We start from the raw sequence: 16647 nt of genomic DNA, 5'->3' as shown, positions 1-16647 counted from the left end.
GGTGCAGCTCACTTCAGCGGCAGCCGCACCTCGAACAGGGCGCCGCCCCCCGGCGCCTCACCGACGGTGAGCGCGCCGCCGTGCCGCACCACCACGTCGCGCGCGATGGCGAGGCCGAGCCCGGCCCCGCCATCGTCGCGGCTGCGGGCGTCGTCGAGCCGTACGAACCGCTCGAAGATCCGCTCCCGTTCGGCCTCCGGCACCCCCGCGCCGTCGTCCGCGACCGCGACCACGCCCTCGGCGCCGTCCGCCCGCACCGACACCCGCACCTCGCCCCGCGCGTGCCGCTGCGCGTTGTCGACCAGGTTGCCCAGCACCTGGGTGAGCTGCCCACGGGAGCCCGAGGTGGCCACCTCCGCCAGGTCGGTACGGACCGGCACCCGGTCCCCGGTCCGCTGCTCGACCGTCTCGCGCACCAGCGCGTCCAGCGCCACCCTGCTGTCCGCGCGGGGGCGCTCCCCCGCGTCCAGCCGGGCCAGCAGCAGCAGATCGGCCGCCAGCCGCTGGAGCCGCACCACGTCCTCCACCGCGCCCGGCAGATCCAGCAGTTCGGGGTGGGCCACGCCCACCTCCAGCTGGGTACGGAGCGAGGCCACCGGGGAGCGCAGCTCGTGCGAGGCGTCGGCCACGAAGGCCCGCTGCCGCTCCACCGACGCCTCCAGCGCGGTGAGCGTCTCATTCGTCGTGCGGGCCAGCCGCGCCACCTCGTCGTGCGAGCCGGGCTCGGGCACCCGCCGGGACAGATCCGTACTCGCCGTGATCGCGGCCATCTCCTGCCGTATGCCCTCCACAGGGCGCAGCGCGCGCCGCGTCACCAGCCAGGTCACCCCGGCCACCACGAGCAGCAGCAGCGGCAGCCCGATGAGCATGGCCTGCCGTACGGTGCCGACCGCGTCGCGCTCGGTGGCTAGCGGGGCGCCCGCGTAGACGGTGACGTCCTCGCCGCGCGGGCTGGTGGCCTCCACGGCCGCCCAGCGGTATTCGGCCGTCGTGCCGTCGATCCGGGCCGACCCGTTGACGTACCGCACGTCCCCGTCGACCTCGCCCTCCTCGCGCTCGCCGTCCGGCGCCACCGAGACCGGGCGCACCGACGGGCTCGGCGTCCCCGTCACGGCCTGCAGATCCTCGCTGACCGCCCGCACCCGGCGCTGTTCGTCCACCACCTGCACCGGGGTGTCGTCGTCCACGTCGAGATCGCGGAAGGCGGTCCCGGCGGCGATCTTCGAGGCCACGTCGCGCGCCTGCACCTGGGCGTGCAGCCCGGCCTGGTCGGCCAGGTTGCCGCTCAGCACCCGCAGCACCGCGAGCCCGGCGGCCACCAGCGCGACGGCCACCACCACGGTCGCGCCCAGCGCGGCCCGTGCCCGTACCGAACCGAACGCCCTACCCACGGAGCCGGTACCCCGCTCCCCGCACGGTCTCGATGAAGCCGGGCCCCAGCTTGCGGCGCAGCGCGCTCACGTACACCTCGACGATGTTGGGGTCGCCGTCGTACGCGAAGTCCCAGACGTGCTCCAGGATGTCCGCCTTGGAGCAGACGTCCCCGCCGTTCATCGCCAGGTGCTCCAGCACCGAGAACTCCTTGGCGGTCAGGGACACCTCGTCCCCGTCCCGCTCCACCCGGCGCGCGCCCCGGTCCACCGCGAGCGCCCCCACCCGCACCACGGGCGAGGCCCCGGCGCCGCGCCGCCGCAGCAGCGCGCGCACCCGGGCGACCAGCACGACGTACGAGAACGGCTTGGTCAGATAGTCGTCGGCGCCGGTGTCCAGACCCTCCGCCTCGTCGTACTCGCCGTCCTTCGCCGTGAGCATCAGGATCGGCACCTCGCTCCCGGCCGCCCGCAGGGCGCCACAGACGCGGTAGCCGTTCATCCCGGGCAGCATGATGTCGAGGACGATCAGGTCGTACGTGCCCTCCTGGGCCCGGTGCAGCCCTTCCCGTCCGTCGTGCACCACGTCGACGGCGAACCCCTCGGCCCGCAGTCCCTTGGCGAGCGACAGGGCGAGCCGCCGCTCGTCCTCCACAATCAGCAAACGCATGGGGCCAAGCGTCGCAGAGCCCGCCTGAAGAACTCTTCAGGTACCGCCCCGCCCCCGTTACGGCCCCTCCGTGACCCCAGCCACCAGCTCGTCCGCCGCCGTGTACGGGTCCAGCTCGCCCGCCACCACGCGCTCCGCGAGCGCGCCCAGGCGGCGGTCGCCGTGCAGATCGCCGATGCGGGCGCGCAGCGCGGTCACCGCGATCGTCTCGACCTCGCCCGCCGCGCGGCGCATCCGGCGCTCGGCGAGCACTCCGTGCTCCTCCATCCACGCCCGGTGCTTCTCCAGGGCCTGGACGACCTCGTCGGTGCCCTCGCCGCGCGCCGCCACGGTCTTCACGATCGGCGGCCGCCAGTCCCCGGGCGAGCGGGCCTCGCCGAGGCCCAGCATGTGGTTCAGCTCGCGGGCGGTGGCGTCGGCGCCGTCCCGGTCGGCCTTGTTGACCACGTACACATCGCCGATCTCCAGGATTCCGGCCTTGGCCGCTTGGATGCCGTCGCCCATGCCCGGGGCGAGCAGCACCATCGTCGTATCGGCCTGGGCGGCGATCTCCACCTCGGACTGGCCGACGCCGACCGTCTCCACGATCACCACCTCGCATCCGGCCACGTCCAGCACCCGGATGGCCTGCGGGGCGGCCCAGGCGAGGCCGCCGAGATGGCCGCGGGTGGCCATGGAGCGGATGTAGACGCCGGGGTCCGAGGCGTGCTCGGACATCCGGATCCGGTCACCGAGGAGCGCGCCGCCCGAGAAGGGCGAGGAGGGGTCGACGGCGAGCACCCCGACCCGCTTCCCCGCCCTGCGGTACGCCGAGACGAGCGCGGAGGTCGACGTGGACTTGCCGACCCCCGGCGAGCCGGTCACCCCGACCACGTACGCGCCCTGAGCGAGCGCCGCCAGCGCGGCCATGACCTCGCGCAGCCGCGGGGAGTCGCCCTCGATCAGCGAGATCAGCCGGGCGACCGCGCGCGGCCGCCCCTGCCGGGCCTGCTCCACCAGCGTGGGCACATCAGCGTCAGCCATGGGTGCCGCGCTCCTCATCACTCGTACGGACATCACTCGGGCGGACGTCACTCGTACGGACGGACCGCTGCCGTGGTCATTCCCCGGGGACGCGGACGATCAGCGCGTCGCCCTGGCCGCCTCCGCCGCACAGCGCCGCCGCCCCGACGCCGCCGCCGCGCCGCCGCAGCTCCAGCGCCAGGTGCAGCACGATGCGGGCGCCGGACATGCCGATGGGGTGGCCGAGAGCGATCGCGCCACCGTTCACGTTCACCTTTTCGGCGGAAAGGCCGAGGTCCTTCATTGACTGCACGGCGACCGCCGCGAACGCCTCGTTGATCTCGATCAGGTCGAGGTCGTCCGCCGTCAGCCCCTCCTTGCCCAGCGCGTGCGCGATCGCGTTGGACGGCTGGGACTGCAGCGAGTTGTCGGGACCCGCCACATTGCCGTGGGCGCCGATCTCGGCGATCCACTCCAGGCCCAGCTCCTCGGCCTTCGCCCGGCTCATGACGACGACGGCGGCGGCCCCGTCCGAGATCTGCGACGCCGAACCGGCCGTGATCGTCCCGTTCCCGTCGCCCGCGAAGGCCGGGCGCAGCTTGGCCAGGGACTCCACGGTGGTCTCGCCACGGATGCCCTCGTCCTTGGTGAAGACGACCGGGTCGCCCTTGCGCTGCGGGACCTCGACGGGGGTGATCTCGGCGTCGAACAGGCCGTTCTTCTGGGCGGCGGCGGCGCGCTGGTGGGAGCGGGCGGCGATCTCGTCCTGCTCGGGTCGGCCGATGCCGAGGCGGGTGTTGTGCCGCTCGGTGGACTCGCCCATGGCGACGTTGTCGAAGGCGTCGGTCAGCCCGTCGTGTGCCATGGCGTCGAGCATCTGGATCGCGCCGTATTTGTGGCCGTCGCGCGAGCCGGGGAGCAGATGGGGCGCGTTCGTCATGGACTCCTGGCCGCCGGCCACCACGATGTCGAACTCCCCGGCCCGGATGAGCTGGTCGGCGAGCGCGATCGCGTCCAGCCCTGACAGGCACACCTTGTTGACGGTGAGGGCGGGGACGCTCATCGGGATTCCGGCCTTGACGGCCGCCTGACGTGCGGGGATCTGCCCGGCACCGGCCTGCAGCACCTGCCCCATGATCACGTACTGCACCTGCTCACCGGTGACCCCGGCGCGCTCCAGCGCGGCCTTGATCGCGAAGCCGCCCAGGTCGGATCCGGAGAACGAGCGCAGGCTGCCGAGGAGGCGGCCCATGGGGGTACGGGCTCCGGCCACAATCACAGACGTCGTACGAGTCATGGTGCGTCCTCCGCGGGGAGAAGGAAGTTAACGAGGGTTATCGTCAATGTACTGACGAGTACCCGCCCGGTCACCGCCCCATCAGTGTGATCGCGCGCACGTTGCGTAACCGGCCGTGTAGCGGTGCACTAAGCCCATGCTGACGAGAATCGACCACATCGGGATCGCCTGCTTCGACCTGGACAAGACCGTCGAGTTCTACCGTGCCACGTACGGCTTCGAGGTGTTCCACTCCGAGGTCAACGAGGAGCAGGGGGTCCGCGAGGCCATGCTCAAGATCAACGAGACCTCGGACGGCGGGGCCTCGTACCTCCAGCTGCTGGAGCCGACCCGGGAGGACTCCGCGGTCGGCAAGTGGCTGGCGAAGAACGGTGAGGGCGTCCATCACATCGCGTTCGGCACCGCCGACGTCGACACCGACTCCGAGGCCATCCGCGACAAGGGGGTCCGGGTGCTGTACGAACAGCCCCGACGTGGGTCGATGGACTCGCGCATCACCTTCCTCCACCCCAAGGACTGCCACGGGGTGCTGACCGAACTCGTGACCGCGGCGCCCTCCGGGGAAGCGGACCACTGAAGCGGACCACTGACCTACCCCTTCTCCGGCCGGTAGAGTGCAGGCTCGGCCGGGGTACGGGAATCGGAGGGATCGGGGTCCGGCCCGGGCTGAGCCGATGATCTGACACCATTTCTTCGGAAGGGCCAGCTCCGGTCCGCCTGGCACGCTTCACGCCGGGGCGGGGCCGAGAGGGACCGCAAGGGACTGCCAGGAACCGCGCGGTACGGAGCCGGCCGCCACCGCGACCAGGGGACGGATGGGACCGCGCAGTGCGGGGCTACGACCGCTACGAGCCTGACGATCACCTCTCGAAGTTCGAGGCCGAGATGGAGCGGCTGAAGAACGAGCGGGAGAAGGCCGTCCAGCACGCCGACGACCTCGGCTACCAGGTCGAGGTTCTGCGCGCCAAGCTGCACGAGGTGCGGCGCGCGCTGGCGAGCCGCCCTGCCTACGACAGCGCCAACGTCGGCTACCAGGCAGAGCAGTTGCTGCGGGACGCCCAGCTCCAGGCGGAGCAGGTGCGCGCCGACGCCGAGCGCGAGCTGCGGCAGACCCGTGCCCAGACCCAGCGGCTGCTCCAGGAGCAGGCCGAGCAGCAGGCCCGGCTCGAAGCCGAGCTGCACGCCGAGGCGGTGGCCCGCCGTCAGCGCCTGGACCAGGAGCTGGCCGAGCGCCGCGCCACCGTCGAGTCGCACGTCAACGAGAACGTCGCCTGGGCCGAGCAGCTGCGCGCCCGTACCGAGGCACAGGCCCGCAGGCTGCTGGACGAGTCCCGCACCGAGGCCGAGCAGGCGCTGGCCGCCGCCCGCGCCGAGGCCCAGCGCCTCGCCGACCAGGCCCGGGACCGGCTGGGTTCGGAGGCGGAGACCGCCCGCAGCGAGGCCGAGACGATCCTGCGCCGGGCCCGCACCGAAGCCGAGCGGCTGCTGACCAAGGCGGGGGCGCAGGCCCAGGAGGCCACCGAGCACGCCGAGCAGCTGCGCACCTCCACCACCCAGGAGTCGGACCAGGCCCGCCGGCACGCCGTCGAGCAGACCCGCGCCGCCGAGGCGCGGATGCTGGAGGCCGAGACGGCGCTGCGCGAGGCGCGCGCCGAGGCCGAGAAGGTGCTCGGCGAGGCGAAGGACGCGGCGGCCAAGCGGCTTTCGGCCACCGAATCGGACAACGAGCAGCGCGCCCGCACCGCCAAGGCGGAGGTCGCCCGGCTGGTCGGCGAGGCCACCAAGCAGGCCGACGTGATCCGCGCCGAGGCCGAGGAGCTGCGGGAGGACGCCCGCGCCGAGGCCGAGCGGCTGCTCGCCGAAGCCGGAGACGACGCCCGCGCCAGGGTCGCCGAGGACTCGGCGGCGCAGCTGGCCAAGGCCGCGCGCAGCGCCGAGGAGGTGCTGACCCGGGCCTCGGAGCAGGCGCAGGCCACCACCAAGGCGGCGGCCGAGGAAGCGGAGCGGATCCGGCACGAGGCCGAGACCGAGGCCGACCGGCTGCGCGGCGAGGCGCACGACACCGCCAACCAGCTCAAGGGCGCGGCGAAGGACGACACCAAGGAGTACCGCGCCAAGACCGCCGAGCTGCAGGAGGAGGCGCGCAGGCTGCGCGGCGAGGCCGAGCAGCAGCGGTCGGACGCGGTCGCCGAGGGCGAGCGGATCCGGGCCGAGGCGCGCCGCGAGGCCGTCGAGCAGATCGAGGAGGCGGCCAGCACCGCCGAGGAACTGCTGACGAAGGCGAAGCAGGACGCGGAGGAGACGCGTTCGGGCGCGACCACCGAGAGCGAGCGGGTCCGCACCGAGGCGATCGAGCGGGCGAACGCGCTGCGGCGGCAGGCCGACGAGCTGCTGAAGCGGGCCCGCAATGAGGCCGAGGAACTGGTGACCTCGGCCGAGGAGCAGGCCGGGCGGGTCAAGGAGGAGGCGTCCCGTACCGCCGAGGAGCTGCGCGAGGAGGCCGAGCAGGCGGCCGAGGCGCGGCGGAGCGAGGCCGAGGCCGAGCTGACCCGGCGGCACGAGGAGGCGGAAGCCCGGTTCAGCTCCGCCGAGCAGGAGCTGAACGACGCCCGGACCGAGGCCGAGCGGCTGCGCCGGGAGTCCACCGAGGACATCGAGCGGCAGCGCGCGGAGTCCGCGGAGCGGCTGGAGAGCCTGCGCCAGCAGGCCGAGGAGGAGGCCGACCGGCTGCGCGACGAGGCCGCCGCGGACGCGTCCAACGCGCGCGCCGAGGGCGAGTCGGTGGCGGTACGGCTGCGCGGCGAGGCCGCCGCGGAGGCCGAGCGGCTGCGGAGCGAGGCGCAGGAGACCGCGGACCGGGTGCGGGCGGAGGCGGCGAGCGCCGCCGAGCGGATCGGCGCCGAGGCCGCCGAGGCCCTGGCCGCCTCCCAGGAGGAGGCGGCGCGGCGCCGCCGCGAGGCCGAGGAACTGCTGGGCGACGCCCGCGAGGAGGCGCAGCAGGAGCGTACGGCGGCGCGCGAGCAGGGCGAGGAGCTGCTGGCGGCGGCCCGGACCCGGGTGAGCGAGGCGCAGGCCGAGGCGCAGCGGCTGACCGACGAGGCCGAACAGCACGCGCAGGACCTGGTGTCGGCCGCCGAGCAGCACGCCCAGTCCGTACGGGACGCGGTCGCGGGGCTGCACGAGCAGGCCGAGTCGGAGATCACCGGGCTGCGGCAGGCCGCCGAGCACGCGGCGGAGCGCACCCGGCACGACGCGCAGGAGGAGGCCGACCGGGTCCGCGCGGACGCGTACGCGGAGCGCGAGCGCGCCTCGGTCGACGCCTCGCGGGTGCGGCGGGCGGCGCACGAGGAGGCGGAGGCCGCCAAGTCGCTCGCGGAGCGCACGGTCGCGGAGGCGATCGCCGAGGCGGAGCAGCTGGGCGCGCGCTCCCGCGACGAGGCCAACCGCCGCCGCTCGGACGCCGCGGAGCAGGCGGACCGGCTGCTCGGCGAGGCGAACCACGAGGCGGAGCGGCTGCGCGCGGAGGCCAACGAGACGCTGGACGAGGCCCGCAGGAGCGCCAACAAGACCCGCGGGGAGGCCGCCGAGCAGGCCGACACGCTGGTCAGCGGCGCCACCGAGGAGGCCCAGCGGATCGTCGCGGAGGCCACCGCCCGGTCGCAGGCGCTGCGTACGGAGGCGGCGGACGCGCGGGCGAGCGCGGACCAGGACGCGGCGCGCACCCGGGCGCAGGCCCGCAGCGACGCCAACAACATCCGCTCGGAGGCGGCGGCCCAGGCCGACCGGCTGGTCTCCGAGGCGTCCCACGAGGCGGACCGGCTGGTCGGGGAGGCCACCACCGAGGCCGAACGGCTGCGCACCGAGGCGGCGGAGACGGTCGGTTCGGCGCAGCAGCACGCGCAGCGCACCCGCGCCGAGTCGGAGCGGGTCGCGGCGGACGCGGCGGCCGAGGCGGAGCGCATCCGCACCGAGGCGCAGAACGAGGCCGACCGGCTGGTCGACCGGGCGCGCGAGGACGCCAACAAGCGCCGCTCGGACGCGGCCGAGCAGGCGGACCGGCTGGTCACCGAGTCCGCGGCGGAGGCCGAGCGGCTCACCACGGAGGCGCAGGAGTCGGCGCTGCAGGCGACGGCCGCGGCCGAGGAGCAGGCGGACGCCATGGTGGGCGCGGCCCGCCAGGAGGCCGACCGGCTGGTCGCCGAGGCCACCGCGCAGTCCAACGGCCTGGTGGAGAAGGCCCGTACGGACTCCGACACCATGCTGTCCGAGGCCCGCGGCGACGCGACGGCCATCCGGGAGCGCGCCGAGGAGCTGCGGGCGACGACCGCGGCCGAGGTGGAGGAGCTGCACGAGCGGGCCCGCCGGGAGTCGGCGGAGCAGATGAAGGCGACCGGCGAGCGGGTCGACAAGCTCGTCGCGGCGGCCACCGCGCAGCTGATGAAGGCCGAGGAGAAGGCCAAGTCGCTGGTCTCGGAGGCGGAGACCGAGGCGAGCCGGGTGCGGATCCAGGCCGTGAAGAAGGCCGAGGGGCTGCTCAAGGAGGCCGAGCAGAAGCGGGTCGAGGCCTCGAAGGACGCCGAGCGCACCAAGTCCGACGCGACGGCGGAGGCGAAGGAGATCGTCGACGAGGGCAAGCGCGAGCTGGAGTTGCTCAAGCGCCGCCGCGAGGACATCAACGCGGAAATCACCCGTGTCCAGGACGTCCTGGAAGCGTTGGAATCTTTCGAGACTCCCGCGTCGGGCGGCGCGGGCGGCAAGGAGAACGGCGCAGTGAAGACGGGGGCGGGAGCGGGATCGACACGGTCGAGTGGAAAGCGGTCCGATGGGTAGGGGAACACGGTCCGACGGCTAGCTGCACTGGGCGTGTCGTGTCCGTATCATCCCGACGAGTGACAAGGTCTCCGTCTTACGTCCACTCAAAAGGCTGGACATTCTCCAGATCAAACGGACGTTGACTCGATGACACGCCGTTCGGCCCCCTAGGATTTGCTCTATCACCTCACCGGTCTCTTTCGACAGGAACCCCATGAGCGACACTTCCTCCCCCTTCGGCTTCGAGCTCGTGCGGCGTGGGTACGACCGCGGTCAGGTGGACGACCGCATTACCAAGCTCATCGCCGACCGCGACAGCGCACTGTCCCGCATCACCTCGCTCGAGAAGCGCATCGAGGAGCTGCACCTCGAAACGCAGAACGCGCAGGCCCAGATCAACGACGCGGAGCCGTCCTACGCGGGACTCGGCGCCCGGGTCGAGAAGATCCTCCGCCTCGCCGAGGAAGAGGCGAAGGACCTGCGCGAGGAGGCCCGCCGGGCCGCCGAACAGCACCGCGAGCTGGCCGAGTCCTCCGCCCAGCAGGTCCGTAACGACGCCGAGGCGTTCGCCGCCGACCGCAAGGCGAAGGCCGAGGACGAGGGCGCGCGGATCGTCGAGAAGGCGAAGGGCGAAGCCACCACGCTGCGTCAGGAGGCGCAGAAGGACGCCCAGTCCAAGCGCGAGGAGGCGGACTCCCTCTTCGAGGAGACCCGCGCCAAGGCCGCGCAGGCCGCCGCCGACTTCGAGACGAACCTGGCCAAGCGCCGCGAGCAGTCCGAGCGCGACCTGGCCTCCCGTCAGGCCAAGGCCGAGAAGCGGCTCGCGGAGATCGAGCACCGCGCCGAGCAGCTGCGCCTGGAGGCCGAGAAGCTGCGCACCGACGCCGAGCGCCGCGCCCGCCAGACGGTGGAGACCGCGCAGCGCCAGGCCGAGGACATCGTGGCCGACGCGAACGCCAAGGCGGACCGCATCCGCAGCGAATCCGAGCGCGAGCTGGCGGCGCTGACCAACCGCCGCGACAGCATCAACGCCCAGCTGACCAACGTCCGCGAGATGCTGGCCACGCTGACCGGCGCGGCCGTGGCCGCGGCCGGGAACCCGGGCGAGGAAGAGGCCGCCACCCGCGGCGTCCCGGCCCAGCAGACCCGGTGACGCTCGGTCCCGGCTTAGCGCTCCGTGCCCCGTGCCGCCAGCAGTAGCGGCGCGGGGCACGCGCATGTGGTGCGCCGACATGCTGCGCGGTCGGCGCGGGTCCGCGGGTACGCCACCGGGCGCAGGTCCGCCGCCGGGCGCGCGGCGCGGTGGGCGCGCAGGCCGGTGCGGCGCCCCGCGCACGCTGCGCAGTGCGGTGCGCACGCCCCCGCCGAACCGCTGCGTGGCCAGGGCCCGCCGACAGGCGCCGCCCCACGGCGTACGCGGCGGCGTGCCGCTCGCGTAGCCTCGGCAGGGTGGACGACCGCAGTCTCAGCGCGCTCGGTTTCGGCGATGTGCCCGCCGAGGCGCCGCTCACCTATCCCGGGCGGCCCGTGACCGCCCCACGCTGCTCACCGGCGGCGAGCTGCACCCCCTCGACCCGGCGCTCCTGGACGGCCGGTTCCGGGACCGGCACCCCGTGATCGCCGTCGGGTCCAACGCCTCCCCCGCGCAGCTGCACTACAAGCTCAGCCTGCCCGGGCGGCCAGCGACCGTGCCCATGGTGCCGGTCCGGGTGCACGGCGTCGCGGTCGGCTGCTCGGCGCACATCGGGCGGTACGGGTACGTCGCCTCCGCCCCGTACGGCGACCCCGCCGCCCGTACGCCCCTCGTCGTCAGCTGGCTCGACGACGAGCAGCTGGAGGCCGTGGACCGCACCGAGGTGCCCAACTACCGGCGGGTCCGGCTGGCCGGGGCGGACGTCCCGATGGTGCTGCCGTCCGGGGAGCGGCTGGCGGCGGCGTACCTCTACGTCAGTACGCACGGCGTGCTCACCGCGCCCGGCGACGGCGGGCGGCCCCTGCCGGGCGGGGGCGACCAGGCCGCGCTGCTGTCCCGGCTGCTCGCCTCCTCCGCGCGGCTGCGGGACCTCCTCGGCCCCGATCCCGCCGCCTGGGTGGACCGGGCGGGGGCCGACGCGGCGGTGCGGGCGGCGGGCACCCGGGTGTTCCACGACGAGGGCTGGGCCAGGTCAGAGGGTTACGATCGGCTTTCAATCCCGCCTTAACGGGAACCGTCAATCCCCCGTTAAGGTCCTAACTCCTACGGGGGCGAGGCGCCCCGACCCATTCGCACGAGGGGCGGAGCATGATCGAGGCAGTCGGCCTGACGAAACGCTATGGCGACAAGACGGCCGTGTACAACCTGTCGTTCCAGGTGCGGCCCGGCGCGGTCACCGGCTTCCTGGGCCCGAACGGCTCCGGTAAATCGACCACGATGCGCATGATCCTCGGCCTCGACGAGCCCACCGCGGGACATGTCACGGTCGGCGGCTACCCCTTCCGCAAGCTGCCCAACGCCCCGCGCCAGGTCGGCGCGCTCCTCGACGCCAAGGCCGTGCACGGTGGCCGCAGCGCCCGCCAGCACCTGCTGTGCCTCGCCCAGCTGTCCGGCATCCCGGCCCGCCGCGTGGACGAGGTGCTGGGCGTGGTCGGCCTGCAGAACGTCGCCCGCAAGCGCTCCAAGGGCTTCTCACTCGGCATGGGCCAGCGCCTGGGCATCGCGGCCGCGCTGCTGGGTGACCCGCAGGTGCTGCTCTTCGACGAGCCGGTCAACGGTCTGGACCCCGAGGGCATCCTGTGGGTCCGCAACCTCATGAAGCAGCTGGCCTCCGAGGGGCGCACGGTCTTCGTCTCCAGCCACCTCATGAGCGAGATGGCGCTCACCGCCGACCAGCTGATCGTGATCGGCCGCGGGCAGCTGCTCGCGGACATGAGCGTCAAGGACTTCATCTCGTACAACTCGGCGGACTACGCCCGGGTCCGCACCCCCGACGCCGAACCGCAGGCGCGCGAGAAGCTGACCGCCGCGCTGAGCGAGGCCGGTGGCCAGGTGCTGCCGGAGCAGGACGGCGCCCTGCGGGTGACCGGGCTGCCGCTGCCGCGCATCAGCGAGGTGGCGCACACGGCGGACGTCCGGCTGTGGGAGCTGTCCCCGCACCAGGCGTCGCTGGAGGAGGCGTACATGCGGATGACGCAGGGCGCCGTGGACTACCGCTCGACGGCCGACCAGCGCGCCGGGCTGCAGCAGGCGCCCGCCGGGTACGGCCCGCAGGGCGGGGCGTACGGCTACGGGCCGGGCGCACCGGGTGCGCCAGGTGCGCCGGGCGTCCCGGGGCAGCCGCCCGGGCCGTATCCGCCCGCGACCGTGATGCCGGGGTACGCCGATCCGCCCGCCCCGCCGCAGGGCGCCGCCCCGGCTCAGCCCGTCGCCGCGCCCGCGCGGCGCCCGGCCGCTCCCCCGGCGCAGCCGCCCGCCGCACCGGCTCAGCCGCCCGCCTCCGCACCCGCCACGATGACCAAGCGCGACAACGAGGACGCCTGATGACGACGCCGTACCAGCAGCAGGGCCAGGCGCCCGTCCCGCCGCAGACTCCGCCGCAGCAGCAGCCGTACGCGCCGCAGCAGCCTTACGGACAGCAACCGCCGCAGGCACACGCACCCCAGCACCAGGCGCCGCATCTGCCGCCCGGCTACGTGTCGCCGCCCCCCGGCGCCCCCGCGCAGCCGTACGCCGCCGTGGGCACCTACACCTCGCCGATCCCCATCCAGCGCACCCACCTCGGGAACGCCATCGCCTCCGAGTGGACCAAGATCAAGTCGGTGCGCTCGACGATCTGGACGCTGAGCGTCATGGTCGGGCTGGTCGTCGGGATCGGCTTCCTGGCGTCGGCCAGCACCAGCGACACCGACTACCGCAGCCTGCCCACCACCCTGCCCGGGTTCTTCGGCGCCCTGCTCGGCCAGCTGTGCATCGTCACCCTCGGCGTGCTGGTGGTCTCGTCCGAGTACGGCACGGGGATGATCCGCACCACCTTCACCGCCTCGCCGGCCCGTGCCCGCGTGCTGACCGCCAAGGCGCTGGTCTTCTTCTCGCTCGCGTTCGTCACCACGACCCTCTCGCTCGCGCTCGTGGCCTTCATCAGCTCCGGGATGCACAGCGGCCCAGACGTCACGCAGCCGAACAACGACCAGCTGCTGGGCGCGACCGTCGGCGTCGGGACGTATGTCTCGCTGCTCGGACTGCTCTCGCTCGCCGTCGGCAGCATGCTGCGGCACTCGGCCGGTGCGATCACCACGATGCTGGGTGTGGTGCTGCTCCCGTCGATCCTCCCCGCGTTCCTGATGATGTCGCCCAGCCTGGCGGATCTGGGCGTGGAGATGCAGAAGTACTCCTCGCCCTTCGCGCTGGCCGCGCTCTTCCGGATCGACGACTCGGTGGGCTCCGGCTGGTCGCAGCTGGGCGTGCTGGCGGTCGTCACCGCGGCGGCCTTCGTCGCGGCGTACGCCCTGCTGGAGAAGCGCGACGTGTAACGGAACGCTCAGTACCGCGGGGCGTTACGAGACCGCTGGAGCTTGGCGCTCCGGCGGTCTCGCGCGTTCCAGCAGGCCTTGTGCCAGTGGCGGCGGTCGTCCACGCCCATGTGCTGCTGCCAGGCCACCACATGCGGCACCCCGGGCGGGATCTCCTGATCGCATCCGGGGCAGCGGTAGTGCTTGGCGCCCGTCCCGCCGCCCACCAGCCGCACCACCCACTCCTCGCCCTGCCAGGTCTCGGTGCGCTCCAGTCCGTAACGGTCCGTGCCCACGCGGTTTTCGGACTTCTCGCCACCTCGGGGACGGTTTCGGCGTGGAGACACGGGGCACCTCGACAGGGCTGGGAGCTACTGACTGTGACCAGCGTACGCGCTGCGGTCACGCACCTGGTAAGTCGTCTTCCACACCCACCCTCAGATCATCATGAAAAATACTTGCCAGGCCGTGCCCTTGGCACGTGTCAGACGTTAATGCCAATAGGGGATGCCCGCGTCGGCGATGGAGCCGCGACAAGGAGGCAGATGGCATGCGTGTGGGGGCTTTCATTCTGGCCGCTCAGTTTCCCGGCCAAGGACAGGAGGAGGCGCTGCACCGGGCGGTCCGCTCGGCCGAACTCTCCGAGGACGCCGGGCTCGACGCGGTGTGGCTCGCCGAGCACCACTTCGTGCCGTACGGCGTCTGTCCGTCCGCCGTCACCCTGGCCGCGCTGCTGCTGGGGCGTACCCGGCGCATAGGCGTCGGTACTGCGGTGAGCGTACTTCCGACGGCGCACCCCGTCGCACTGGGTGAGCAAGCGGCACTGCTTCATCTCAGCTCCGGTGGCCGCTTCACCCTCGGCGTCGGCCGTGGCGGGCCCTGGGTCGACCTGGAGGTCTTCGGCGCCGGGCTGCGGGCGTACGAGCACGGCTTCCCCGAGGCGCTCGACCTGCTGCTGCGCTGGCTGCGGGAGCCCCGGGTGGGGGCGGACGGCGAGCGGTTCGCCTTCCGCGAGGTCCCCGTCGTACCGCGCCCGGACGACCCGGCCACGACGGGGACCCCGCCCGTGGTCATGGCCTGCACCTCGCCCGGCAGTGTGCGGCTGGCCGCCGAGCGCGGGCTGCCGATGCTGCTGGGCATGCACTGCGGGGACGAGGAGAAGGCCGAGGCGGTCGGGCTGTGGAAGAAGTCCGCGCTGGCCGCGGGCCACTCCCCCGACGAGGTCGCGGCGTTGGCCGCGGAGCACGTCTCGGCCGGGGTGGTGCAGATCGAGGACGCGCGCCCCGCGGCGGCGGAGACCCTGATCAAGGCGATGCCGGGATGGTTACGGCAGGGGCTGGGCGCCCATGTCACCGTCGACGGCCGGGAGCGCCGGATGCGCGACCCGCACCGCTACGCGGAGCTGCTGTGCGAGCTGCACCCGGTGGGCCCGCCCCGGCTGTGCGCCGACCGGCTGGCGGCGACCGCCGAGCGCACCGGCATCACGCGCTTCGCGCTGCTGGTGGAGGGGTCGGGCGATCTGGCCGCCACCGAGCAGAACGTGCGGCGGCTCGGTGGTGAAGTGCTGCCGCTCCTGCGCTGAGACACCTCCCCCTGGTGGAGCGGCAGCGGACATCGTGTCAGCAGTCGCGCAGGGTGGGCGACTGGTTCAGCAGCTGGCCCCGGATCGAGGTGAAGCGGGCCAGGCGGTCATCGGACGACGCGTCCAGCGGAAAGACCGCCACCCGATGGCAGTTCTGGAAGGCCAGCCGCACTCCGAAGTGGCGCTGCAGCGCGCCACGTATCGCGTCACTCGCCAGCGCGCGGAGCAGCTGTCCGCGGGCCTGCTCGTCCGGCGGCGGCGTCTGGTTGTCGGCGAACTCCCCGCCGTCGACCTTCAGCTGGGCCACCAGAGAGCTGATCATCTCCCATGCGTACGGTAGGGAGTTCCGGACGCAGTCGACGAATGCGGCTTCGTCGACCTCGCCTCGCTCGGCCTGTTCGAGAAGGGCCGGTGAGACGTCGAGCGACATGGGTTCTCCTCTCGCGACCCCGGATGCGGGGTCTCAGGGATGGGATGGGCGGACGGCGACGCAGCGTACGCGTCCGGCGACCGCCCGATTCAACGGTATTCCGGCCACTGTGCGCGCACCACCGATACGGGCACACAACCAGCCAATGCTGAACGGGTCCATCGCCGGACGAATCGCGTGGAGCCTTCGCGGTCGAGTAGCGTTGCGGACCATGCGTCTCGTCATCGCCCGGTGCTCCGTCGACTACGCCGGCCGCCTCACCGCCCACCTTCCCTCGGCGCCCCGCCTGATCCTCGTCAAGGCAGACGGCAGCGTGTCCATTCACGCGGACGACAGGGCCTACAAACCCCTCAACTGGATGTCTCCGCCGTGCACGCTGAAGGAAGGCGATGACAATGTGTGGACGGTCGTGAACAAAGCGGGCGAGAAGCTCATCATCACCATGGAGGACGTTCTCCATGATTCCTCGCATGAACTCGGCGTGGACCCCGGGTTGATCAAGGATGGCGTCGAGGCCCATCTGCAGGAGCTGCTCGCCGATCGTATCGAGACACTGGGCGATGGCTGGACGCTTATTCGGCGTGAATACCCCACTGCCATTGGCCCCGTGGACATTCTCTGCCGGGACGCGGACGGCACGACGGTGGCGGTCGAGATCAAGCGGCGCGGTGAGATCGACGGCGTCGAGCAGCTCACCCGCTATCTCGAACTGCTCAACCGGGATCCGCACCTGGCGCCGGTGAAGGGTGTGTTCGCGGCGCAGGAGATCAAGCCGCAGGCGCGGGTGCTGGCCACTGACCGTGGCATCGGGTGCGCCGTCCTGGACTACGACGCCCTTCGCGGCATCGAGGACGACAAGCTCCGCCTCTTCTGACGCGCCGGAACCCACCACTTCCCGCCACGGCGGCCGCCTGCCGCTGGCCGGTTCCCGGCGGTCTGTTCCCCAGCCCCGCCCCTGGACCCCGTACGCCCTTCGGGCGTGTGTCTCAAACCTGTCTC

At 73.1% G+C, this 16647-nt stretch carries 15 protein-coding genes; 9 read left to right on the top strand and 6 right to left on the bottom strand.

All coding sequences use genetic code 11. From position 1 onward, the window contains the following. Positions 1-8 precede the first annotated feature (8 nt). The 4 genes from ACFV9T_RS34560 to ACFV9T_RS34545 all read right to left on the bottom strand — a co-directional run bounded on the left by ACFV9T_RS34560 (position 9) and on the right by ACFV9T_RS34545 (position 4321). Positions 9-1391, bottom strand: a complete 1383-nt coding sequence (locus ACFV9T_RS34560; protein ID WP_385446463.1) for a sensor histidine kinase — start codon at positions 1389-1391, stop codon at positions 9-11. After that, complete coding sequence (locus tag ACFV9T_RS34555) at positions 1384-2040, bottom strand: response regulator transcription factor (RefSeq protein WP_385446462.1); 657 nt, start codon at positions 2038-2040, stop codon at positions 1384-1386. Before ACFV9T_RS34555 ends, ACFV9T_RS34560 begins: the two co-directional genes overlap by 8 nt. Before the next feature lie 57 nt (positions 2041-2097). Next, complete coding sequence (gene meaB / locus ACFV9T_RS34550) at positions 2098-3063, bottom strand: methylmalonyl Co-A mutase-associated GTPase MeaB (protein ID WP_385446461.1); 966 nt, start codon at positions 3061-3063, stop codon at positions 2098-2100. A 76-nt stretch (positions 3064-3139) separates the two neighbouring features. Beyond that, complete coding sequence (locus ACFV9T_RS34545) at positions 3140-4321, bottom strand: acetyl-CoA C-acetyltransferase (RefSeq protein ID WP_385446504.1); 1182 nt, start codon at positions 4319-4321, stop codon at positions 3140-3142. A gap of 154 nt (positions 4322-4475) precedes the next feature. Between ACFV9T_RS34545 and mce the strand changes: the two genes are divergently transcribed. The 7 genes from mce to ACFV9T_RS34510 all read left to right on the top strand — a co-directional run bounded on the left by mce (position 4476) and on the right by ACFV9T_RS34510 (position 13657). Next, complete coding sequence (mce, locus tag ACFV9T_RS34540) at positions 4476-4916, top strand: methylmalonyl-CoA epimerase (protein ID WP_385446460.1); 441 nt, start codon at positions 4476-4478, stop codon at positions 4914-4916. A gap of 251 nt (positions 4917-5167) precedes the next feature. Then, positions 5168-9169 carry a polarized growth protein Scy gene (scy, locus tag ACFV9T_RS34535; RefSeq protein ID WP_385446459.1) on the top strand — a complete coding sequence of 1334 codons (4002 nt, stop codon included), beginning with the start codon at positions 5168-5170 and terminating at the stop codon, positions 9167-9169. A gap of 196 nt (positions 9170-9365) precedes the next feature. Continuing rightward, positions 9366-10304, top strand: a complete 939-nt coding sequence (locus ACFV9T_RS34530; RefSeq protein ID WP_009714987.1) for a cellulose-binding protein — start codon at positions 9366-9368, stop codon at positions 10302-10304. Between the two features lie 296 nt (positions 10305-10600). Continuing rightward, positions 10601-10768, top strand: a complete 168-nt coding sequence (locus ACFV9T_RS34525) for a hypothetical protein (protein ID WP_385446458.1) — start codon at positions 10601-10603, stop codon at positions 10766-10768. Next, the gene (locus ACFV9T_RS34520) at positions 10765-11352 is read left to right on the top strand and encodes a hypothetical protein (RefSeq protein WP_385446457.1); all 588 of its coding nucleotides are present in this window, start codon (positions 10765-10767) and stop codon (positions 11350-11352) included. The genes ACFV9T_RS34525 and ACFV9T_RS34520 overlap by 4 nt, the downstream gene beginning before the upstream one ends. Before the next feature lie 80 nt (positions 11353-11432). Further along, positions 11433-12668 (top strand): ABC transporter ATP-binding protein, encoded by a 1236-nt coding sequence (locus tag ACFV9T_RS34515; RefSeq protein ID WP_385446456.1) that lies wholly within the window; start codon positions 11433-11435, stop codon positions 12666-12668. Next, positions 12668-13657 carry an ABC transporter permease gene (locus ACFV9T_RS34510; RefSeq protein ID WP_385446455.1) on the top strand — a complete coding sequence of 330 codons (990 nt, stop codon included), beginning with the start codon at positions 12668-12670 and terminating at the stop codon, positions 13655-13657. Before ACFV9T_RS34515 ends, ACFV9T_RS34510 begins: the two co-directional genes overlap by 1 nt. 8 nt (positions 13658-13665) lie before the next feature. On the opposite strand, the gene ACFV9T_RS34505 is transcribed toward ACFV9T_RS34510, so the two are convergent. Then, a complete protein-coding gene (locus ACFV9T_RS34505) occupies positions 13666-13983 on the bottom strand; it encodes an ATP/GTP-binding protein (protein ID WP_385446454.1) in 318 nt (105 codons plus the stop codon). A gap of 203 nt (positions 13984-14186) precedes the next feature. On the opposite strand from ACFV9T_RS34505, the gene ACFV9T_RS34500 reads away from it, so the two are divergent. Next, complete coding sequence (locus tag ACFV9T_RS34500) at positions 14187-15218, top strand: LLM class flavin-dependent oxidoreductase (protein ID WP_385446453.1); 1032 nt, start codon at positions 14187-14189, stop codon at positions 15216-15218. A 37-nt stretch (positions 15219-15255) separates the two neighbouring features. Here ACFV9T_RS34500 and ACFV9T_RS34495 read toward each other — a convergent pair whose 3' ends face one another. After that, on the bottom strand, positions 15256-15648 hold the full coding sequence (locus ACFV9T_RS34495) for an SCO5389 family protein (protein WP_055547655.1): 393 nt from the start codon (positions 15646-15648) through the stop codon (positions 15256-15258). 211 nt (positions 15649-15859) lie between these two features. On the opposite strand from ACFV9T_RS34495, the gene nucS reads away from it, so the two are divergent. Then, positions 15860-16522, top strand: a complete 663-nt coding sequence (gene nucS, locus ACFV9T_RS34490; RefSeq protein ID WP_039937600.1) for an endonuclease NucS — start codon at positions 15860-15862, stop codon at positions 16520-16522. The last annotated feature ends 125 nt before the right edge of the window (positions 16523-16647 follow it).

The sequence above is a fragment of the Streptomyces sp. NPDC059850 genome, assembly GCF_042731515.1.
Taxonomy (GTDB): Bacteria; Actinomycetota; Actinomycetes; order Streptomycetales; family Streptomycetaceae; genus Streptomyces.
This window is presented reverse-complemented; position numbering and strand designations above follow the sequence as displayed.